This window comes from Nonomuraea phyllanthi, from assembly GCF_006334985.2.
GTDB classification, from domain to species: Bacteria; Actinomycetota; Actinomycetes; order Streptosporangiales; family Streptosporangiaceae; genus Nonomuraea; species Nonomuraea phyllanthi.
Genome location: NZ_VDLX02000010.1, coordinates 311,114 through 328,524, shown reverse-complemented (window position 1 = coordinate 328,524; position 17,411 = coordinate 311,114). Strand labels below are relative to the sequence as shown.

Here is a 17,411-nt window from a genome sequence, read left to right as displayed (position 1 = left end):
TTCCGTTTCACAGCCACGCCGAGTCTTATGGATGGCCGTTTCCCGGTTTTTGCCCGAATGTGAACGCCGTGTTAAGCGGGGGCCGCCTGTGTTAACGCTGGTGAACGGTTCCGTGGGGTCAGGTACGGCCTCCCGTTCCGTTGCCGTTGCCGTCGTAGCCGAGCAGCCGCATGGCCGTGTCGGGGTCCATGGCGGCGGCCAGGAGCTGGGCACGGGCGTGGGCCTCGTCGCGCTCGCGTTCGGCCTTCGCCTGCGCCGCGCGTACGCCCTTGACCGCGACCAGCGCGAGCCCGGCCCCCACGATCACCGCGACCACCAGGACGAACAGCACGAGCAGCAGCCCGGGAGAGGCCACGCCGGCCGAAGCGGCGTTCGCGCCGTCGCCCGATCCCGTGCCCGCGCCCGTGACGGCGAGCGCCGCGATGATCGAGAGCACCACCAGCCCGAGCAGGCTGGCGACGACGAGCCAGACCCGGCTCAGCCGCCGGCGCCTCCGGGTGGCCTGCGGCGCGGGAGGCCCGGTGGGAGCCGTGGCGGGGGTGCCCACGACGACGGGCTGCGGCGCCGCCCACGGCACGAAGTCCGGCCGGTCGGACGGCTCGTCGGCCCCGTCCGCGGCGACCGGCACCGGAGCAGGGACCGGGACGGGAATCGTGGGTGGCATCTGGACCGCCGGGCCTCCCGCCGGCGCCTGGACGACCGGGCCGGTGACAGGCACCTGGAGCGCCGGACCCGCGGGGGGCACCTGGAGCACCGTGGCGCCAGGGGCCGTCAGCTGGACGGCCGTCCCGCCGGGACCGGCGTACGCGACCGCCTCCTCCGGCTCCTCGGCGTGCCCCGGCAGGTCCCGCTCGATCCGGCTGTGCTCCTTGTGCGCCCTGGCCGCGTCCCGGTGGTACTCCTCCAGCTCCCGGTAGAGCTCGTCCGAGGCGTAGATCGTGCCGTCGATGAGCGGCCCCGGCCGGCGCTGGATGATCGCCACCACGTCGTCGCCGTTGAGCGTCTTGTGCGTCTCCAGCGCGTGCGCCACGCAGAGCACCTCCCTGCGGTGCTCCTCCAGCAGCTCCTCGGTCTTCTCCAGCAGCCGCACCAGGTTGAACTCGATGCGCTCCCCCAGCACGTCGGGCGTCAGGTCGGGCTTGGCCTTGACCGGCTCCCTGTCGGTGATGCCGATGGCGCCGCCCGTGGGCCGCGCCTTGCGCATGGCCTTGCCGCCCATGATCTCCAGCTCCTGGAGCGCGGGCAGCGAGGTGACGCCGGAGCCCATCCCCCAGTACGACTCCATCATGGCGGTCAGGTATGTGGCGGAGTACAGGTCGCCGGAGACGCCCGAGGAGTTGTCCTCGCCGAAGAACATCCGCTCGCCGGCCAGCGAGGCCAGGGAGACCATGATGTCGGCCTCGTGCTCCGACTTCCACCGGGTGAACTGGTCCTCCGGCTTGATGGAGGCGACCATGCCCAGGTAGTCGGCGCCCTTCTCGATGGTGGCGATGTCGATCTCGAGGTGGAAGCGGGTCGCGTACGCCACGACGGCGTGGCAGGCCTCGTGCACGGCCACGGCGTGCCGCTCGCGCTCGATGTACTCGACGTCCTCGGGCGGGCCGAGCTGCTTGAGCCGCTTGGCGCGCAGCACGTCCGACCAGGTGATGATCTCGCGGCCGTCCCTGATGGCGGTGATCAGCGACTCGTTGACCAGGTCCTTGATCGTGGCGCCGGTGGCGTACGGGGTGATCGTGGCGAGCTTGTCGATCTGCTCCTCGGTCAGCTCGTGCCACACCTTGTCGAAATAGCCCTGGTACGTGCGCACCCGGCCGGCCTTGGACGGGTAGCCGACCTTGTAGATGCGGTCGATGCGGCCAGGCCGCAGCAGCGCCTCGTCGAGCGCGTCGGGGCGGTTGGTGGCCATCATGACGAGGATGCGGTATTTGGGGGGCGGCTTGGGGCGCATGCCGAGCAGCCGCCGTACGAGCCGGTTGAAGAAGCCGCGCGGCTTCTTGAGCCCGGACAGCTCGGTGAGCAGCGCCTGCAGCGTGCCGGGGTCGCCGCTGCCCATCATGCCGCCGCCCATGACGAAGCGGTCGCGCAGGCCCGGCTCCTCCTCGGCGCGACGGGCCGGGCCGCCGCGGAAGGCCAGCACCTGGCGGGTCTCGTCGGACAGGTAGTTGAGGCCGTGGCAGCCGTGGTGGCCGGACAGCCCGGAGAAGCCGCCCTGGCCGGGCGGGCCCTGCTGGGCGAGCCGGCCGCGCTTGCCGAGGGAGTCGGCCTCGTCGAAGAAGACGATGACGCCGCCGTACCGGAGCGCCAGCTTGCGCAGCTTCCTGAACAGCGACTTGACCTTGAGGATGCCGATGCCCATGAACATGTTCGTGAACGCGCCCGGGTCCACGAACACGTACGGCTTGCCGGTCTCGCCGGCCACGGCCTCGGCCATGAGGGTCTTGCCGGTGCCGGGCGGCCCCCACAGCAGCAGGCCGCTGGGGACGTATCCGCCGCGCCGCTCGATCTCGTCGGGCCGCTCCAGGAACACGATGTTCTCGCGGACGCGCTCGACCACGTGGTCCTGCCCCCACACGTCGTGGAAGCGGGTCTTGATGTCGTCGGGGAAGTACGTCTCCACCCCGCCCCTGGACAGGAACCAGAACAGCCCGACGAACTGGATGATGACCACGAAGAACAGGAACACGATCTGGATCAGGAACGGCATCGCGTTCCACAGCAGCGCCGGCGCCTGCATGACGGCCATGAACGGGCTGACGTCCAGCACCGCGCCCAGCACCAGGGCGATCAGCACGACGAAGAAGGCGATCTTGAGCGCGCGGGACAGGCGGTAACGCGTCCAGTCGTCGAAGCGGCGGTGCGTCCAGCGCTCGAAGCCGCCGAAGATCCTGTGGCTCCACAGGCGGTGGTAGGCCGACCAGTGCTCGCTGACGAGGAAGTGCAGCTGCCGGAGGGCCTCGACGCCGAGCAGCCAGAAGATCCACTGGTACTCGTACGCGATCGTCTGCGCGGCGCCCCGGAACGTGGCGACGCCGGGGAAGTCGGCCATCACCTTCCACGTCAGGACGAGGTAGGCCAGCGCGAGGGCGATGAGGAACTTGCTCCGGTCCCAGAACGGCATCTTCTTCCTGGTCACGGATTCGGGGTCGGAAGGCCCGCTGCCGGGGGCGCGCAGCCCTTCATGGTGCACGGTGGTGGTCACTGACGCTCCCTCATCCAGGCAGCCGCAGCAGCTTGAACGTACTCTCGATCTTGTCGAACTCGGCGGCGCGCTTCCTGAAGCAGACGGACTCGCAGCCGATGAGCATGACGGAGACCGTGGCACCCTTCGCGTCGAGGATGGCGGTGTGGTCGAACATCTGCATGTCCTGACCGATCTGGTATTCGAAGCGCACCCGGACCCCCCTGGCGCCGTCCTCCAGGGTCAGCTCCTCGTCCTTGATGAGCATGAAGTTCGTGAACAGCAGCGGCTGTCCGGTCGCCGCGGCCTTCTGCGCGTAGAGCTCGCGCACCTGGTCCGTCACCGGGAGGATGAAGTCGCGCAGCCGGTTGAGCGAGACCGCGTTCCGCTGCTCCTCGGTGAGCTGGTGGACGGTGGCGTAGATGAACGGGTCCGGCGAGCCGAGCAGGTGGTCGACCGAGGGCCGCGAGGCCTGGTCGAAAGCCGTCGACCAGACCCGCTGGGCGCGTACGGCCGCCGCCACCGAGCTGGGGTTGCCGCCGGACAGGAACTGCTCGATGGGCTCGCTGTCGAGCTGGGTGAACGACGACGGAACCGCGAAGTAGGTGGTGCCCGCCTCGTCACGTACGTAGTGGACATCGGGCTGCCCGCACGCGGACAGCATCAGGACCGCGACCGTGACCGCGATCAAACCCCGTGCTTTTTTCACCAGGGCTTACCTCCGCTTTGCGGACCAACGCAGTTGTTGTGCCCGCTTTCAGGCGGAATGAGCCCGATGTGCGATGAGAAATCTTGACCAAATCTTGGCCGTCCATTGGCTTTACTTGTTACAGATCCATTACGGACGGTTGCTTACCGTGTCGCCCTCCGTGGTGAAAGGTCACTACAACGTTCATGCAACCCCCATTGGTTCAACTCAGGAAGTAGCGAAAGATATGAGGATCCCTTCCGACCGCCCCGGGAGCTCACAATGACCGAACCCGTGATGGAGAGCGTCGACTCCTTCGGCCTCACTGCCGAGCGGCAGTTCGCCGACCTCTGGTCGAGGCACGTCCTGACGGTGCGTGAGCGCCGCCTCCTGCTCCTCGGGCTGCTCGTCGGGGACGGGCTGCACGAGCAGACGGACATCCAGCTCGACGTCGCGCTGCGCGGGGGCGAGCTCTCCGAGACCGAGCTGCGCGAGGTGGCCGCCTTCCTCACGCACTACGCCGGCTGGGCGCGGGGATCCAAGCTGAACGACCAGGTCGAGAAGCTGATCGAGCGGGTCGCGCGGACACCACCGGATGGCGGGGGCCCGGCGGGCTGAGCACCGCCCTTCCCCGTCCCGGCGCTAAGGTTCAGGCATGCCTACCGCACTGATCACCGGCGCCACCTCCGGCATCGGCGCCGCCTTCGCCCGGCGCCTGGCCGCCGAGGGCTTCTCGCTCGTCCTGGTGTCCCGCGACGAGCACCGGCTCGCCGGCGCCGCGGGTCAGCTCAAGCTCAGGTACGGCGTGAGCTCCGAGGTGCTGCCCGCCGACCTCGCCACCGAGGAGGGCCTGGCCAGGGTCGAGTCCCGGCTCGCGGAGGGCGTCGACGTGCTGGTGAACAACGCCGGGTTCGGCAACCCCGGCCGCTTCCCCGACGTGCCGGTCGAGGACGAGGTGCGCATGCTCAAGGTGCACTGCGAGGCCGTGCTGCGGCTGACGCTGGCCGCGCTGCCCGGCATGCGCGAGCGCGAGCGGGGCGCGATCATCAACGTGGCGTCCGTGGCGGCGTTCTTCCCGCGGGGCACCTACAGCGCCTCCAAGGCGTGGGTGGTGAACTTCAGCGAGTCGGCCGCCGCCGACGTGGGCGACCCGCGCATCAGGATCATGGCGCTCTGCCCGGGTTTCGTGCGGACGGAGTTCCACCGGCGGTCCGGGATGGACACCGCGGGCATCCCCGGGTTCCTGTGGCTGAAGGCCGACGACGTGGTGCGCGCGGCGATGCGCGACCTCGCGCTCGGCAGGCGCGTGTCGGTGCCCGACCCGCGCTACAAGGCCATCGTGGCGATCGGCAGGCTCGTGCCGCGCGGCCTGCAGGCCCGCGTGTCGGCGGCCATCGGCCGCTGACGGCCCGCCCCACGGCTCCGTGAAAGGGCCCCGGCCCCCCGCTCCGTGAAAGGGCCCCGGCCCCCGCTCCGTGAAGGGGCCCCATGGAACGGGCCCCCGCCGCGGGAGGGGGTCGCGGTGGGGGCCCGAGCGGCCGTGAGCTCGGCTCACGGCCGGGAACCAGGAGACGGTGACGGCCACCGTCTGGAGTGGGGTCTAGCGGTTGGCCTCGTGGCCGATCGACAGGCCGCTGGACGGGTCGAAGAAGTGCAGGTTGTGCGTGTCGACGACCAGCTCGATGTTCTGGCCGGGGCGCACGTGGCTGCGGGCGTTGACGCGGGCGGTCCACAGGGACTTGTCGCCCGACAGCGGCAGCGCGGCCTCCTCGTCGTCACCCGCGTCGGCGGCGGCGACCGTGTCCTTGTGCTCGACCGGCGGGGCGTCGATCAGGAACAGCACGTTGATCTCGGAGCCCAGCTCCTCGGTGACCTCCGCCTTGACCGGCAGCGTGGCCCAGCCGTTGGCGTGGTTGCCGGCGGAGCTCGAGTCCTCGAAGTCCGACGGGCGGATGCCGAGGATGATCTTCTTGCCGACGTACTGGTCGAGGCCCGGCTTGTCGGAGAAGGTCGACTCGGGGATCGGCAGCTTGATGCCGGCGAAGGAGACGGCGGGGCCGTCGTCGCGGACGAGCTCGGCGGTGGCGAAGTTCATCGACGGCGAGCCCATGAAGCCGGCCACGAACAGGTTGACCGGCTTGTCGAAGAGGTTCTGCGGGGTGTCGACCTGCTGCAGCAGGCCGTCGCGGAGCACGCAGACCCGGTCGCCCAGGGTCATGGCCTCGACCTGGTCGTGCGTGACGTACACGGTGGTGACGCCGAGGCGCTCGTGCATCTGGTTGAGCGAGGCGCGCATGGAGACGCGGAGCTTGGCGTCGAGGTTGGACAGCGGCTCGTCCATGAGGAACGCCTGCGGCTCACGCACGATGGCGCGGCCCATGGCGACGCGCTGGCGCTGACCACCGGAGAGGGCGGCCGGCTTGCGCTTGAGGTAGGTCTCCAGGCCGAGCATCTTGGCGGCGTCGTTGACCCGCTTCTGGATCTCCGGCTTGGGCATCTTGCGGAGCTTGAGGCCGAAGGCGAGGTTCTCCTCGACCGTCATGTGCGGATAGAGCGCGTAGTTCTGGAAGACCATCGCGATGTCGCGGTCCTTGGGAGGCAGGTGGTTGACCACCTTGTCACCGATGGAGATCTCGCCGCCGCTGATGTCCTCAAGGCCGGCGATCATCCGGAGTGCGGTCGACTTACCGCAACCGGAAGGACCGACCAGCACCATGAACTCGCCATCCTTGATCTCAAGGTTGAGCCCGTTCACGGCCTTCACGCCACCGGCGTAGATCTTGTCGACGTTCGTCAGAACGATGGATGCCATGACATTCCTTCGCGCTCCAGGGCTGTGGCCCGGATGTTGTTACCGATGCCCACTCAGGTGGATACGTTTTCAAACATCTCACCCGAAACGGACATCGGTGTCAAGGGTTGCCGTGTGACCAGCCGTTGTCGAAGCGTGAGACTTCCCGTTCTCGCGAAATCATGATGGAATCGTTTCCATGGAGAAGCGGGCGACCATCAAGGACGTGGCCGTGGCGGCCGGAGTCGGCGTCGCGACCGTCTCCCGGGTGCTGTCGGGCGGCTCCGCCAGTCCCGCGACCAGGGAGCGGGTGCTGGCGGTCGCCGCCCAGCTCGACTACCGCCCCAGCGCGCTCGGCCGCAACCTGCGCCAACGCCGCACGGGCGGCATGGGGCTGCTCGTCCCCGACCTGACCGACACCTTCTACGGCCAGCTGGCCGAGGGCGTGCTCGCCTGCGCCAGGTCGGCCGGCGAGCCGGTCGTGCTCGGCTCCACGGGCGGCGACCCCGAGCAGGAGGCCGACATGATCGGCATGCTGCTGGAGCAGAGCGTCGACCGCCTGATCGCCGTGCCGTCGGGAGACGCGGAGACGTGGGTGCCGGCGATCCGCGCGGGCATGACGGTGGTCTTCGCCGACCGCTTCCCCGTCGAGCCGTCCCCCGAGCCGCCCGCCGGGCCGACTGCCGGGCCGGCCGCCGGTCCCGTCCACGAGGGGAGCGGGGCCGCGTCCGTCAGCGACCTCATGGCGCTCGACGGCATCGCCCCCGCTCCCCAGGCCCGCCCGCTCGACGCCGCGTCCCAGGCCCGACCGCTCGACGTGCCCGCCGTGGTGGCCGACGACCGGGCCGGCATCCGCACGGCCGTGCGCTATCTCCGCGGCCTCGGCCACAAGCGCATCGCCTTCCTCGGCGGTCCCGGCCACGACCGGCGGGCCGCCGCGTTCAGGGAGGCGGTGGGGGCGCCGGTGGACGAGGAGCTGGTCGTGTTCGGCACCGGCAGCCGCGACTCCGCCTACGCCGCCGCCTCCGGCCTGTTCCAGAGCCGCCCCGACCTGTCGGCCGTGGTCGCCGGGGGCAACGTGCTCGGCGAGGCGGCCGTGCTCGCGGCCAGGGAGCTGGATCTGCGGGTGCCGAAGGACGTCTCGCTGGTGATGTACGACGACGTGCCCTGGGCCGAGCTGTGCTCCCCGCCACTGACGGTGATCGCCCAGCCGGGCCGCGACATGGGCTACCGGGCGGCGGAGCTCGTGCTCAGGACGGGCGGCAGGAAGCAGCGCGGCGTGGTGCTGCCGACCGAGCTCATCATCAGGGGCAGCTGCGGCCCGCGCCGCTAGGCGGTGCGGGCGGCGCCGGTGTGGCGGCGCGGCAGGACCATGACCGGGTTGTCGTCGAGGATCATCTCAGGCGGGCCGAACCGCTCCGCGACCTGCCGGATCTCCGGGTCGTCCAGCATCAGCAGGCGCCCCTTCTCGATGAACAGCTCGCCGTCCACGAGCACGGTGGGCCGGTCGAACTGGCAGTCGCAGTGCGCGAAGCCCGGGCCGGTCGTGACCGGCATCCCGCCGGTCAGGCCGTCGATGCCGCAGTAGAACGAGCCCGCGTGCTTCTCCCGCTCGAACTGGGTGCCGCCGGACACCCGCACCTTCGGGTTGAGCCCGAGCAGGGCGTGCCGCATGTAGTAGCCCTCGGGCGCGTAACGCCGCAGGTGCTCGGCGGCCACCCCGCCCTCGATCTTGCGGACCTGGTTGCCCTCCAGGGTGAGGGTCACGGGCTCCTCCGGCACGCCGGTGACGGTGGAGTCCTCGATCACGATGACGCCCTCGGTGTCGTCCGGCCAGAAGTTGGCCCCGCCGTACGGGAAGGGCCGCCAGTCGCCGGGCCGCATCGCGCCGGGGTCGGGGTCGAAGGTCAGGCCCGAGAACGTCACGTCGGTCCCCCCGCCGGAGGTCATCCTGATCGTCCGCGCCGGCGACAGCTGCCGCAGCGCGCGGCGCAGCAGCGCGTAGAAGACCTCGGCGGGCAGCCGCCCCCCGGTCATCAGCGCGCCCGCCGTGGCCGTCATGTGCAGCGACAGCCACCGGGCGGTGCGCGACTTGATCTGGTCGAAGAAGAGCGGCGCCGTGTGCACCTCGCCCCACCAGGTGCCGCTGATCACGACGTCGGCCTCGTGGAAGGCGGCGGTCTCGATCCGGAGCGAGGCCTGCCGGTCCCAGCCGCCCGCGCTGAACGGCGGCACCGACAGGATGCGCACGTCGGCGTCACGCAGCGCCGCCGCCGCCGCGACGGCCTGCACGACGACCGGGTCGACGGTGTGCTCCATGAGCAGCAGCACCCGCTCGCCCGCCGCCACCCCCGCGTAGTCGAGCAGGTTGCGGACGCCGGGCATCAGCTCCACGATCGAGTAGGGCCCCACCGCCGGCTCGGCAGCGTAGCCGAAGGGCGATCCGGCGTACGGATTGGTGGTCATCGCGTGCTCCCTGTGGGACATCGGGCCCATGACTCCTATGGATACCCATTACGCAGAGAAATCACGCGATTACGGAAATCGCCTGCCGATTACCCCAGGAGCTTCTCGATGGCGGTGGTGACGGCCGGGTCGTCCGGGGTGGTGCGGGGGCGGAAGCGGGCCACGACCGCGCCGTCGCGGTCGACCAGGAACTTCTCGAAGTTCCACTGCACGTCGCCCGCCTCGCCCTGCTCGTCGGCGGCCAGCGTCAGCTCGGCGTAGAGCGGGTGCCGGCCGGGCCCGTTGACATCGGCCTTCTCCAGAAGCGGGAAGTCGACGCCGTACGTGGTGGAGCAGAACCGCTGGATCTCCTCCGCCGTGCCGGGCTCCTGGCCAGCGAACTGGTTGCAGGGCATGCCGATCACCGTGAAGCCGCGCGGGCCGTACTGCTCCTGCAGCTTGACCAGGGCGGTGTACTGCGGGGTGAGGCCGCACTTCGACGCCACGTTGACGATGAGGGCGGCCCGGCCGGCGGCCAGCTCACCGAGAGTAGTCGGAGCGTCGTCGAGGGTGCGGAGCTGGATGTCACTGAGGCTCATGCAGCGACCCTACGCCCGCGAGCCGCCCCTCATACCCGCTGTCCGCGGTAGGGCAAACCTCATATCTGCCCTCGTGTTGCGGCAAGTCCCGGCCATCCCGGCGGCGGGGTGGGCAAGCTCGGCCCAGCGAGACGGGCCATTATGGGCCAGGATCCCGCAAACACCTCTCCATCGCGTGTCGAGAGGGGGTGACCGGTGGTGACTCTCCGTAATAGGAATCGTGCTAGTGGACACGTCGCGGCGCTCTCCGGGCCGCCCAGCAGGACCGGGCGGACACAGGATTCCCGGAGGGCCGCGCGGACTCTCCACGTCCGAGCCACGGGCGGGGACCGGCAAGGGCGCCGTACGGATGGCGCCTGTCCGCACGCGACCCTATGGCTAGGATCGACTTGGACAGCAAACGCACGCTCAACGGCACATTCGTCACCGTCACCGCGTTCACCGCGCTCACCGCGCTGGGCACGCCCGTGGCCTGGGCCGAGGCCCGGCCACCCGTCGTGAGGACCGCGAAGTGGACGACGTCGGCCAAGCCGAGACCGCCGGTGACGACGCCCAACAGGAACAAGAAGATCGCGCTGGACCAGGTCGTCCAGCGGTCGTGGAACCTTCGCCAGTTCCACTGCCTGGACAATCTGTGGACCAGGGAGAGCAACTGGAACCATCGGGCGCGGAACAACTCGTCCGGCGCGTACGGAATCCCGCAGGCGCTGCCCGCGGGCAAGATGGAACGGGCCGGGCACGACTGGAAGTCCAACCCGGAGACACAGATCCGATGGGGTCTGGCATACATCAAGGGGAGGTACGGCAGGCCGTGCGGCGCCTGGGGGCATTGGAAATCGCACAACTGGTACTAGGCACCGACAATGAGGGCATCCGGCGGTCACATCCGCCGGATGCCCTCCCTACTTCGGGCCCTACTTCGGGCCCTACTTCGGATCCGCGCGGGGCAGGCGCAGCACGAGCCGGGTGAGCGGACCTCCGTCCTCGACCTCCAGCGTCCCGCCGTGGGCCCTGGCGATGTCGCGGGCGATCGGCAGCCCCAGCCCGCTGCCCCCGCTGTCCTTCGACCGGGTGCGGTCGAGCCGGATGAACCGCTCGAACACCCGCTCCCGCATCTTCTCCGGGATTCCCGGCCCGTCGTCGCAGACCTCCACCACGGCCTGATCCCCTTCGCCCCGCACGCGGACCCACACCCGGGATTCGCCGTACCGGTCGGCGTTGGACAGCAGGTTCGTCAGCAACCGGCACAGGCGCAGCCGGTTGCCCCTGATGAGGACCCCGGGCTCGACGTCCATGCTCACCGGCAGCCGGCCGGGCCGCCGCGCGACCTCCTCCTCGGCCAGCATTCCCAGGTCCAGACGCTCCCGCCCGCCCTCCGCACCTGCGTCCAGCCGGGCCATCAGCAGCAGGTCGTGCACGATGTCGGACAGCCGCCGCGCGTCGTCGGTCGCCGCCCGCCAATCCGCCTCGTCCCGCTGTTCGAGGCCCGCCTCCAGGCGTACGAGCAGGCCGGTGATCGGGGTGCGCAACTCGTGGGAGGCCTCCGCGATGAACCGCGCGTTGCGCTTCACCGCGTCCTCCAGCCGCGCCAGGGTGTCGTTGACCGTCGCGGCCAGCCGGGCGACCTCGTCCCGGGTGGCGGGCACCTCGACGCGCCGGCTCAGGTCCTCGGCGCCGATGCATTCCAGGTCCGACCTGATCCGCTCGACGGGGGCCAGCACCCGGCCGACCCCGTACCAGGCGGCCCAGCCCATCAGCGCCACCAGCACCACCGACCCGGCGGACAGCAGCAGGGGCAGCAGCGACGATCTCAGCAGGAACGGCTCGCGCAGCGCCGCGTAGGCGACGACGGGGCCGTACACGCTTCGGGGGCTGCTCGTGCCGACCACGACCAGGCAGCCGTCGCGCCGGCACACCCGGTCCTCGACGCTCGACGCGCCGCCCGCGGGACGGGCCCGGGTGAGGGGCGGCCGGCCGGCGAGGCTCGAGTTGGACGCCACCACCCGGCCGTCGGGGGTCACGACCTGGAGGAGGAACGCTCCCTTCCTGGGCGGGATGGAGCCGGTGAAGCGGTGGCGGCCGATCTCGGACGCCAGGCTGCGGCTGGCGTCGCCGGCCTGGGCGACGAGGTCCGCCCGGGCCCGCACCGGATAGGTGAGCGAGATCAGCAGAACCCCCACGGTGATGACGGCCCCGAACAGCACCACCGTCGCGATCGTCATGCGGGCCCTGATGGAGCGGCCGAACGCCATAGGAGACTGCTACCCACGCCGATCAAACCCCAGGTAAAACCGCACACCTCATCAGATTCCCACACATCGCAACAAAGGTAGAGGTCTGCCGAAATGACCTGGTTTATTGCCGTTTTCCCATGTCACGTACGGGAATGCCGCCGCTGGGGCTACTGAAAATCGGTTGAACCGGCGTACTAGCCTAGTAGGGATGCCTCCCGATACGCACATACCTCGCCGTCCCCTGCTCTCCTCCAACTCCCTGTGGCGGATGAAGTCCTACCTCCGCCCGTACGCCGTCCGCCTGATCCTCATCTGGCTGGCCGCGGTCGTCGGCATCGGCGCCTCCATCTCGACGCCTCTCATCAGCGAGAAGGTCATCGACGGCCCGATCCTGCACGGCGACCACGAGGCGTTACTCCCGCTCGGGCTCCTGGCTCTGGGCGTGGGCGCGCTCGAAGCGTTCATGATTTTCCTCAGGCGCTGGACCCAGGTCACGCCCGTGCTGGGGCTCGAGACCCGCATCCGCGACGACCTCTACGAGCACCTGCAGCACCTGCCGATGGGCTTCCACGGCGACTGGCAGTCGGGCCAGCTCCTGTCGCGCGCCACGACCGACCTGTCCACGATCCGCCGCTTCCTCGGCTTCGGCATGCTCTTCCTGGTCATGAACGTGCTGCAGCTGATCACGGTGACCGTGCTGCTGCTCAACAAGTACTGGCCGCTCGGCCTGCTCGTGGCGATCTCGGCGGTGCCCATCGTGTGGGTGTCGCTGCGCTTCGAGAAGCGTTACATCAAGATCTCCCGCCGGGTCCAGGACGAGCAGGGCGACCTCGCCACGCTCGTCGAGGAGTCGGCCATCGGCATCCGGACGATCAAGGCGTTCGGCCGCCGCCACCACGTCTACGACACCTACGACGAGGCCGCGCTCAAGGTCTACGGCTCCTCGCTCGACAAGGTGCGCCTGTCGGCGAAGTTCTTCGCCTTCCTCGGGCTGATCCCCAACATCACGCTCGCCCTCGTCCTGCTGCTCGGCGCGATGGCCGTCGGGTCGGGCGCGCTCACGCTGGGCGGGCTGGTCGCGTTCACGACGCTGATGCTGCAGCTGGTCTGGCCCATCGCGAGCCTCGGCCACATCCTGGCCATGGCCCAGGAGGCCATGACCTCCGCCGACCGCGTGATGGAGGTCATGGACACCGTCCCGGCCATCGAGGGCGGCACCGAGGTCATCGACGCGCCCCGCGGCCACCTTCGCTTCGAGGGGATCGGGTTCCGCTTCACCGGCTCCGAGCAGCCGGTGCTGCACGACGTCCGGCTGGAGGTGCGCCCGGGCGAGACCGTCGCCATCGTCGGCGCCACCGGCTCGGGCAAGACCACGCTGACCGCGCTGGTGCCCCGCCTGATCGACCCGACCGAGGGCCGCATCACGATCGACGGCCACGACGTGCGCGACCTGACGCTGCCGGCGCTGCGCTCGGTCGTGGCGACCGCGTTCGAGGAGCCCACGCTGTTCTCGATGAGCGTGCGCGAGAACCTCACGCTCGGCCGGCTCGACGCCACCGACGAGGAGGTGGCCGCGGCCGTCCAGACCGCGCAGGCCATGTTCGTGTACGACCTGCCGTGGGGCCTCGACACCCGCATCGGCGAGCAGGGCCTGTCGCTGTCCGGCGGCCAGCGACAGCGGCTCGCCCTGGCCAGGGCCGTGCTCAGCAAGCCGCGGATCCTCGTGCTCGACGACACCCTGTCCGCGCTCGACGTCGAGACCGAGGCGCTGGTGGAGGAGGCGCTGCGCCACGTGCTGCGCGACGCCACCGGCATCGTGGTGGCCCACCGGGCCTCCACCGTGCTGCTCGCCGACAAGGTGGCGCTGCTGCGCGACGGCACCATCACGCACGTCGGCCGCCACCACGAGCTGCTGGCCGAGGTGCCCGAATACCGCGAGCTGCTCGCCCAGGACGCCGACTTCGACCCCTCGGAAGGAGCGCTGCGGTGACCACCACCACGACCAACACCACGACCAGCACCTGGCGCGGCGTCGCCTCCGAGGAGCAGGACGAGCTGTCCGAGAAGGTCTCCGTCCTGCTGCGGGAACGTTCCCGCCGGCTGCTGGGCGACCTGCTCTCGCCGTACCGTCGGCAGATCGCGCTGCTGACGACGATCATCGTCGTCAGCAACCTGGCCGGGCTCGCGATCCCCTACCTCGTCAAGGTCGGCATCGACGCGGGCATCCCGCCGATGATGCGCGGCAGCGGCCCCGCCACGCTGCTGACCGTGGTCGGGGTGATCCTGGCCGCGGCGGTGACGCAGGCGATCACCCGGCAGGCGTTCCTGCGGCTGTCCGGCAAGATCGGCCAGAGCATCCTGCTGGAGCTGCGCCGCAGGGTGTTCGACCACTTCCAGCGGCTGTCGCTGAGCTTCCACGAGAAGTACACCTCAGGCCGGGTCATCTCCCGCCTCACCTCCGACATCGAGGCCATCGCCGAGCTGCTGCAGTCCGGTTTCGACGGGCTGGTGACGGCGGTGCTGACGATGTTCGGCACGGCGGCGCTGCTGCTGGTGCTGGACGTGCACCTCGGCCTGGTCGCGCTGATCCCGCTGCCGCTGCTGCTGCTGTTCACCCGGTGGTTCAGGCGGCAGTCCGCGATCGTCTACCGCCGCACCCGCGAGACGGTCGCCCTGGTGATCGTGCACTTCGTGGAGTCGATGACCGGCATCCGCGCGGTGCAGGCCTTCCGCAGGGAGCCGCGCAACCAGGAGATCTTCCAGCAGCTCAACGACGACTACCGCAGCGCCAACGCCCGCAGCATGCAGCTCATCGCGGTCTTCATGCCCGGCATCAAGCTGATCGGCAACGTGACGGTCGGCGGCGTGCTGATCTACGGCGGCTACCTCGCCTTCAACCAGGAGGTCACGGTCGGCGTGCTGGCCGCGTTCCTGCTGTACCTGCGGCAGTTCTACGAGCCGATGCAGGAGATCAGCCAGTTCTACAACACGCTCCAGTCCGCGGGCGCGGCGCTGGAGAAGCTGTCGGGCGTGCTGGAGGAGGAGCCGTCGGTGCCCGAGCCGCGCGAGCCCGCGGCGCTGCCGCAGGGCAGGGCGCGCGGCAAGGTGCGCTTCGAGGGCGTCAGGTTCGCCTACGTCGAGGAGATGCCGATCCTGCCCCACCTCGACCTGACGGTCCCGGCCGGGCAGAGCGTGGCGCTGGTCGGGGCGACCGGCGCGGGCAAGACGACGCTGGCCAAGCTGATCTCCCGCTTCTACGACCCCACCGGCGGGCGCGTGCTGCTCGACGGCGTCGACCTGCGCGACCTGGACGAGCCGACGCTGCGCCAGGCCGTGGTCATGGTGACGCAGGAGAACTTCCTGTTCACCGGTACGGTCGCCGACAACATCCGGTTCGGCCGGCCCGACGCCACCGACCGCGAGGTGCGCGAGGCGGCCAAGGCGATCGGCGCGCACGACTTCATCGCGGCGCTCCCTGACGGCTACGACACCGAGGTGGGCAAGCGCGGCGGCCGCATGTCGGCCGGGCAGCGCCAGCTCGTCGCCTTCGCCAGGGCGTTCCTGGCCGATCCGGCGGTGCTGATCCTGGACGAGGCCACCTCCAGCCTCGACGTGCCGAGCGAGCGGCTGGTGCAGCGCGCGCTCCGCACGATCCTGGCCGACCGCACGGCGCTGATCATCGCGCACCGGCTCTCGACCGTGGAGATCGCCGACCGGGTGCTGGTGATGGACCGCGGCGAGATCGTCGAGGACGGGCCGCCCAACCAGCTCATCGCCGCCTCCGGCAGGTTCGCCGGGCTGCACCGGGCCTGGCTGGAGAGCCTGAGCCAGACGTAGTCCGTGAAGCCGCTAGCGGTGGTGGGCCGCGGCCGCCACGGCGTTGGCGTACAGCTCGTAGCCGACGAATAAGGCCAGCGGCACACCCAGCGCGATCAGCAGCCTGCCGGGCAGGTTCGTCCGCGGCGCGGACGTCCTGCCCGGCTCGGCCACCGCCGGCACGCCGGCCGGCGCGGGCCCGGGCACGAGCTCCGGCTCGGGGCCGGCCACGAGCTCGGGATGCCGGGCCAGATAGCCCCACGGGAACGAGGTCGCGTGGTACGCGCCGCAGTGTGGGCAGCACGCGCCCGACCACGGCGGCGGCACCGCCACTCCCGAGCTCAACCAGATCTCGACCTCGTTGCCGTGGACGTCCGTGAGATGCCGGACGACGAAGTGCTCCTCCCAGACGTGCAGGCAGCGAAGGCACTCGAAAGGCCACGTCTCGCGGGTCTCGAACCCGTCGGTCACAGGACCACCCCCGGCCTCGGATCGCCGTTCGACCCGAGTGTCCGCCGGGCGCTACGGCCCCGCAAGACGGACCTTATTACACTTACCGCTACGGAATGCTCACCATGTGTCAGGTTAGCCAGCTGTGGAGCGGCTTCCTGACCGGGCTGAGCAGCGGCGTCTCGTCGGGCTCCGAGGGGTGGGGCGGCGGGATCAGCTCCGGGTGGCGGGCCAGGTAACCCTCAGGGAACATCGTGGCCTGCTGACTCCCGCACCGCGGGCAACTGACGGCGCCCGGCGACGGTGGCAGCGCGGGCAGCCCCCTGCGCAGCCAGATCTCGCGCTCGCGTCCGCGACGGTCATGGACGTGCCCGACGACGTATTCCTCTTCCCAGACATGCCAGCAACCGCGGCACTCGAAAGGCACGCTCCTGATTTCTTCTTCCAACGAGGTCACCCCCTCACCTTCGAGTGTGTGCCTCCTTGTCCGGATCCCGCAAGCCGGTCACCGGGCGTCGAACACGAACGTGAAGGCGCCCGCCACCACGCTCAGCGTGCCGAGCCAGGCGACGAACGCGTCCAGGCCGGGGGCCAGCGGCCGGCCGCCGTGCAGGGCCTCCTGAACGCGGCGGAAACGGGGCTTGGTCCTGATGAGCAGCACGCTGCCGCAGAGCGCCGCCACCCCGAACGCCACGACGGCGGCCACGGGCAGGCCCACCCTCAGCGAGAGCCCGGCCGCGCCGAGGCCGCCGGTGCACAGCGCCACGGCCGTGCGCACCCAGGCCAGCCGGGTGCGCTCGCTCTGCAGCCCCTGGTCCCAGATCTCCTCTTCCGGATTCATCCCCGACCCGCTCAGGCCGCCAGGATGATCAGGACGAGGGCCAGCACCGCCACCACCGCCACGCCGTACCCGAAGACCGCCGCGAGCGCGGGCGGCGGCAGCGGCGCGTTCTGGCGCAGGGCCCGCTGGATGTGGCGCCAGCGCGGGTAGGCCATGCCCGCCGCCAGCGCGGAGAGCGTCACCAGCACGATGGCCAGCGTGGTGCGCAGCCACGGCACGAACACCTCGGACGGCACGGCCGCCATGGCCACCCCACCCGCGCTGAGCGCCAGCGCCGTGCTCAGCCAGGTGAGGAAGGTCCGTTCGTTGGCCAAAGTGAAACGCGGGTCCGGTTCCATGGGAAAAACGGTAGTTCGTACATATTTCCCC

General features: G+C 70.3%; 16 protein-coding genes. 6 read left to right on the top strand and 10 right to left on the bottom strand.

The annotated features are described in order from the left end of the window. Window positions 1–118: 118 nt before the first annotated feature. Together FH608_RS27280 and FH608_RS27275 are read right to left on the bottom strand one after the other, a co-directional pair. The gene (locus tag FH608_RS27280) at window positions 119–3,199 is read right to left on the bottom strand and encodes an AAA family ATPase (RefSeq protein WP_139633438.1); all 3,081 of its coding nucleotides are present in this window, start codon (window positions 3,197–3,199) and stop codon (window positions 119–121) included. A 10-nt stretch (window positions 3,200–3,209) separates the two neighbouring features. After that, on the bottom strand, window positions 3,210–3,887 hold the full coding sequence (locus FH608_RS27275; RefSeq protein WP_139633437.1) for a hypothetical protein: 678 nt from the start codon (window positions 3,885–3,887) through the stop codon (window positions 3,210–3,212). A gap of 261 nt (window positions 3,888–4,148) precedes the next feature. Between FH608_RS27275 and FH608_RS27270 the strand changes: the two genes are divergently transcribed. Both FH608_RS27270 and FH608_RS27265 read left to right on the top strand, forming a co-directional pair. Beyond that, on the top strand, window positions 4,149–4,484 hold the full coding sequence (locus FH608_RS27270) for a carboxymuconolactone decarboxylase family protein (protein ID WP_139633436.1): 336 nt from the start codon (window positions 4,149–4,151) through the stop codon (window positions 4,482–4,484). 37 nt (window positions 4,485–4,521) lie between these two features. Continuing rightward, a complete protein-coding gene (locus tag FH608_RS27265; protein WP_139633435.1) occupies window positions 4,522–5,271 on the top strand; it encodes an SDR family NAD(P)-dependent oxidoreductase in 750 nt (249 codons plus the stop codon). Between the two features lie 195 nt (window positions 5,272–5,466). Here the strand turns inward: FH608_RS27265 and FH608_RS27260 are convergent, their stop codons facing one another. Continuing rightward, window positions 5,467–6,678, bottom strand: a complete 1,212-nt coding sequence (locus FH608_RS27260; protein WP_139633434.1) for an ABC transporter ATP-binding protein — start codon at window positions 6,676–6,678, stop codon at window positions 5,467–5,469. 178 nt (window positions 6,679–6,856) lie between these two features. Here FH608_RS27260 and FH608_RS27255 point away from each other — a divergent pair, with 178 nt between their 5' ends. Beyond that, window positions 6,857–7,990 carry a LacI family DNA-binding transcriptional regulator gene (locus FH608_RS27255; protein WP_139633433.1) on the top strand — a complete coding sequence of 378 codons (1,134 nt, stop codon included), beginning with the start codon at window positions 6,857–6,859 and terminating at the stop codon, window positions 7,988–7,990. Here FH608_RS27255 and FH608_RS27250 read toward each other — a convergent pair. Continuing rightward, window positions 7,987–9,123, bottom strand: coding sequence for a M29 family metallopeptidase (locus FH608_RS27250; protein ID WP_139633432.1), 1,137 nt, complete (start codon window positions 9,121–9,123; stop codon window positions 7,987–7,989). The two genes, FH608_RS27255 and FH608_RS27250, sit on opposite strands and share 4 nt — an antisense overlap. Window positions 9,124–9,212: 89 nt before the next feature. Beyond that, entirely contained in the window at window positions 9,213–9,701 is a 489-nt protein-coding gene (locus FH608_RS27245) for a glutathione peroxidase (protein ID WP_139633431.1), read from the bottom strand. Between the two features lie 389 nt (window positions 9,702–10,090). Between FH608_RS27245 and FH608_RS52975 the strand changes: the two genes are divergently transcribed. Further along, window positions 10,091–10,555 (top strand): aggregation-promoting factor C-terminal-like domain-containing protein, encoded by a 465-nt coding sequence (locus FH608_RS52975; RefSeq protein WP_226899949.1) that lies wholly within the window; start codon window positions 10,091–10,093, stop codon window positions 10,553–10,555. A gap of 72 nt (window positions 10,556–10,627) precedes the next feature. Here FH608_RS52975 and FH608_RS27235 read toward each other — a convergent pair whose 3' ends face one another. After that, window positions 10,628–11,923: a sensor histidine kinase gene (locus FH608_RS27235; RefSeq protein ID WP_193318638.1), complete on the bottom strand. Its 1,296-nt coding sequence runs from the start codon at window positions 11,921–11,923 to the stop codon at window positions 10,628–10,630. A gap of 220 nt (window positions 11,924–12,143) precedes the next feature. Here FH608_RS27235 and FH608_RS27230 point away from each other — a divergent pair, with 220 nt between their 5' ends. Continuing rightward, window positions 12,144–13,925 carry an ABC transporter ATP-binding protein gene (locus FH608_RS27230; RefSeq protein ID WP_226899948.1) on the top strand — a complete coding sequence of 594 codons (1,782 nt, stop codon included), beginning with the start codon at window positions 12,144–12,146 and terminating at the stop codon, window positions 13,923–13,925. Beyond that, on the top strand, window positions 13,922–15,772 hold the full coding sequence (locus tag FH608_RS27225; RefSeq protein ID WP_226899947.1) for an ABC transporter ATP-binding protein: 1,851 nt from the start codon (window positions 13,922–13,924) through the stop codon (window positions 15,770–15,772). The genes FH608_RS27230 and FH608_RS27225 overlap by 4 nt, the downstream gene beginning before the upstream one ends. A gap of 12 nt (window positions 15,773–15,784) precedes the next feature. Here the strand turns inward: FH608_RS27225 and FH608_RS27220 are convergent, their stop codons facing one another. From FH608_RS27220 to FH608_RS27205, 4 genes are all read right to left on the bottom strand, one after another. Further along, window positions 15,785–16,222, bottom strand: a complete 438-nt coding sequence (locus FH608_RS27220; RefSeq protein ID WP_139633429.1) for a hypothetical protein — start codon at window positions 16,220–16,222, stop codon at window positions 15,785–15,787. Window positions 16,223–16,331: 109 nt separating this feature from the next. Next, window positions 16,332–16,658, bottom strand: a complete 327-nt coding sequence (locus tag FH608_RS27215; protein WP_139633428.1) for a hypothetical protein — start codon at window positions 16,656–16,658, stop codon at window positions 16,332–16,334. 48 nt (window positions 16,659–16,706) lie between these two features. Continuing rightward, a complete protein-coding gene (locus tag FH608_RS27210; protein WP_139633427.1) occupies window positions 16,707–17,042 on the bottom strand; it encodes a DUF202 domain-containing protein in 336 nt (111 codons plus the stop codon). 11 nt (window positions 17,043–17,053) lie between these two features. Beyond that, window positions 17,054–17,380 (bottom strand): YidH family protein, encoded by a 327-nt coding sequence (locus FH608_RS27205; RefSeq protein WP_139633426.1) that lies wholly within the window; start codon window positions 17,378–17,380, stop codon window positions 17,054–17,056. Between the last annotated feature and the right edge of the window lie 31 nt (window positions 17,381–17,411).

Bases quoted from the DNA above. Each gene is read 5' to 3' on its own strand.
- FH608_RS27260 (WP_139633434.1), bottom strand. From the start codon at position 6,678: ATGGCATCCATCGTTCTGACGAACGTCGACAAGATCTACGCCGGTGGC.
- FH608_RS27205 (WP_139633426.1), bottom strand. From the start codon at position 17,380: ATGGAACCGGACCCGCGTTTCACTTTGGCCAACGAACGGACCTTCCTC.
- FH608_RS27265 (WP_139633435.1), top strand. From the start codon at position 4,522: ATGCCTACCGCACTGATCACCGGCGCCACCTCCGGCATCGGCGCCGCC.
- FH608_RS27270 (WP_139633436.1), top strand. From the start codon at position 4,149: ATGACCGAACCCGTGATGGAGAGCGTCGACTCCTTCGGCCTCACTGCC.
- FH608_RS27255 (WP_139633433.1), top strand. From the start codon at position 6,857: ATGGAGAAGCGGGCGACCATCAAGGACGTGGCCGTGGCGGCCGGAGTC.
- FH608_RS27235 (WP_193318638.1), bottom strand. From the start codon at position 11,923: ATGACGATCGCGACGGTGGTGCTGTTCGGGGCCGTCATCACCGTGGGG.
- FH608_RS27250 (WP_139633432.1), bottom strand. From the start codon at position 9,123: ATGACCACCAATCCGTACGCCGGATCGCCCTTCGGCTACGCTGCCGAG.
- FH608_RS27210 (WP_139633427.1), bottom strand. From the start codon at position 17,042: ATGAATCCGGAAGAGGAGATCTGGGACCAGGGGCTGCAGAGCGAGCGC.
- FH608_RS27230 (WP_226899948.1), top strand. From the start codon at position 12,144: ATGCCTCCCGATACGCACATACCTCGCCGTCCCCTGCTCTCCTCCAAC.
- FH608_RS27245 (WP_139633431.1), bottom strand. From the start codon at position 9,701: ATGAGCCTCAGTGACATCCAGCTCCGCACCCTCGACGACGCTCCGACT.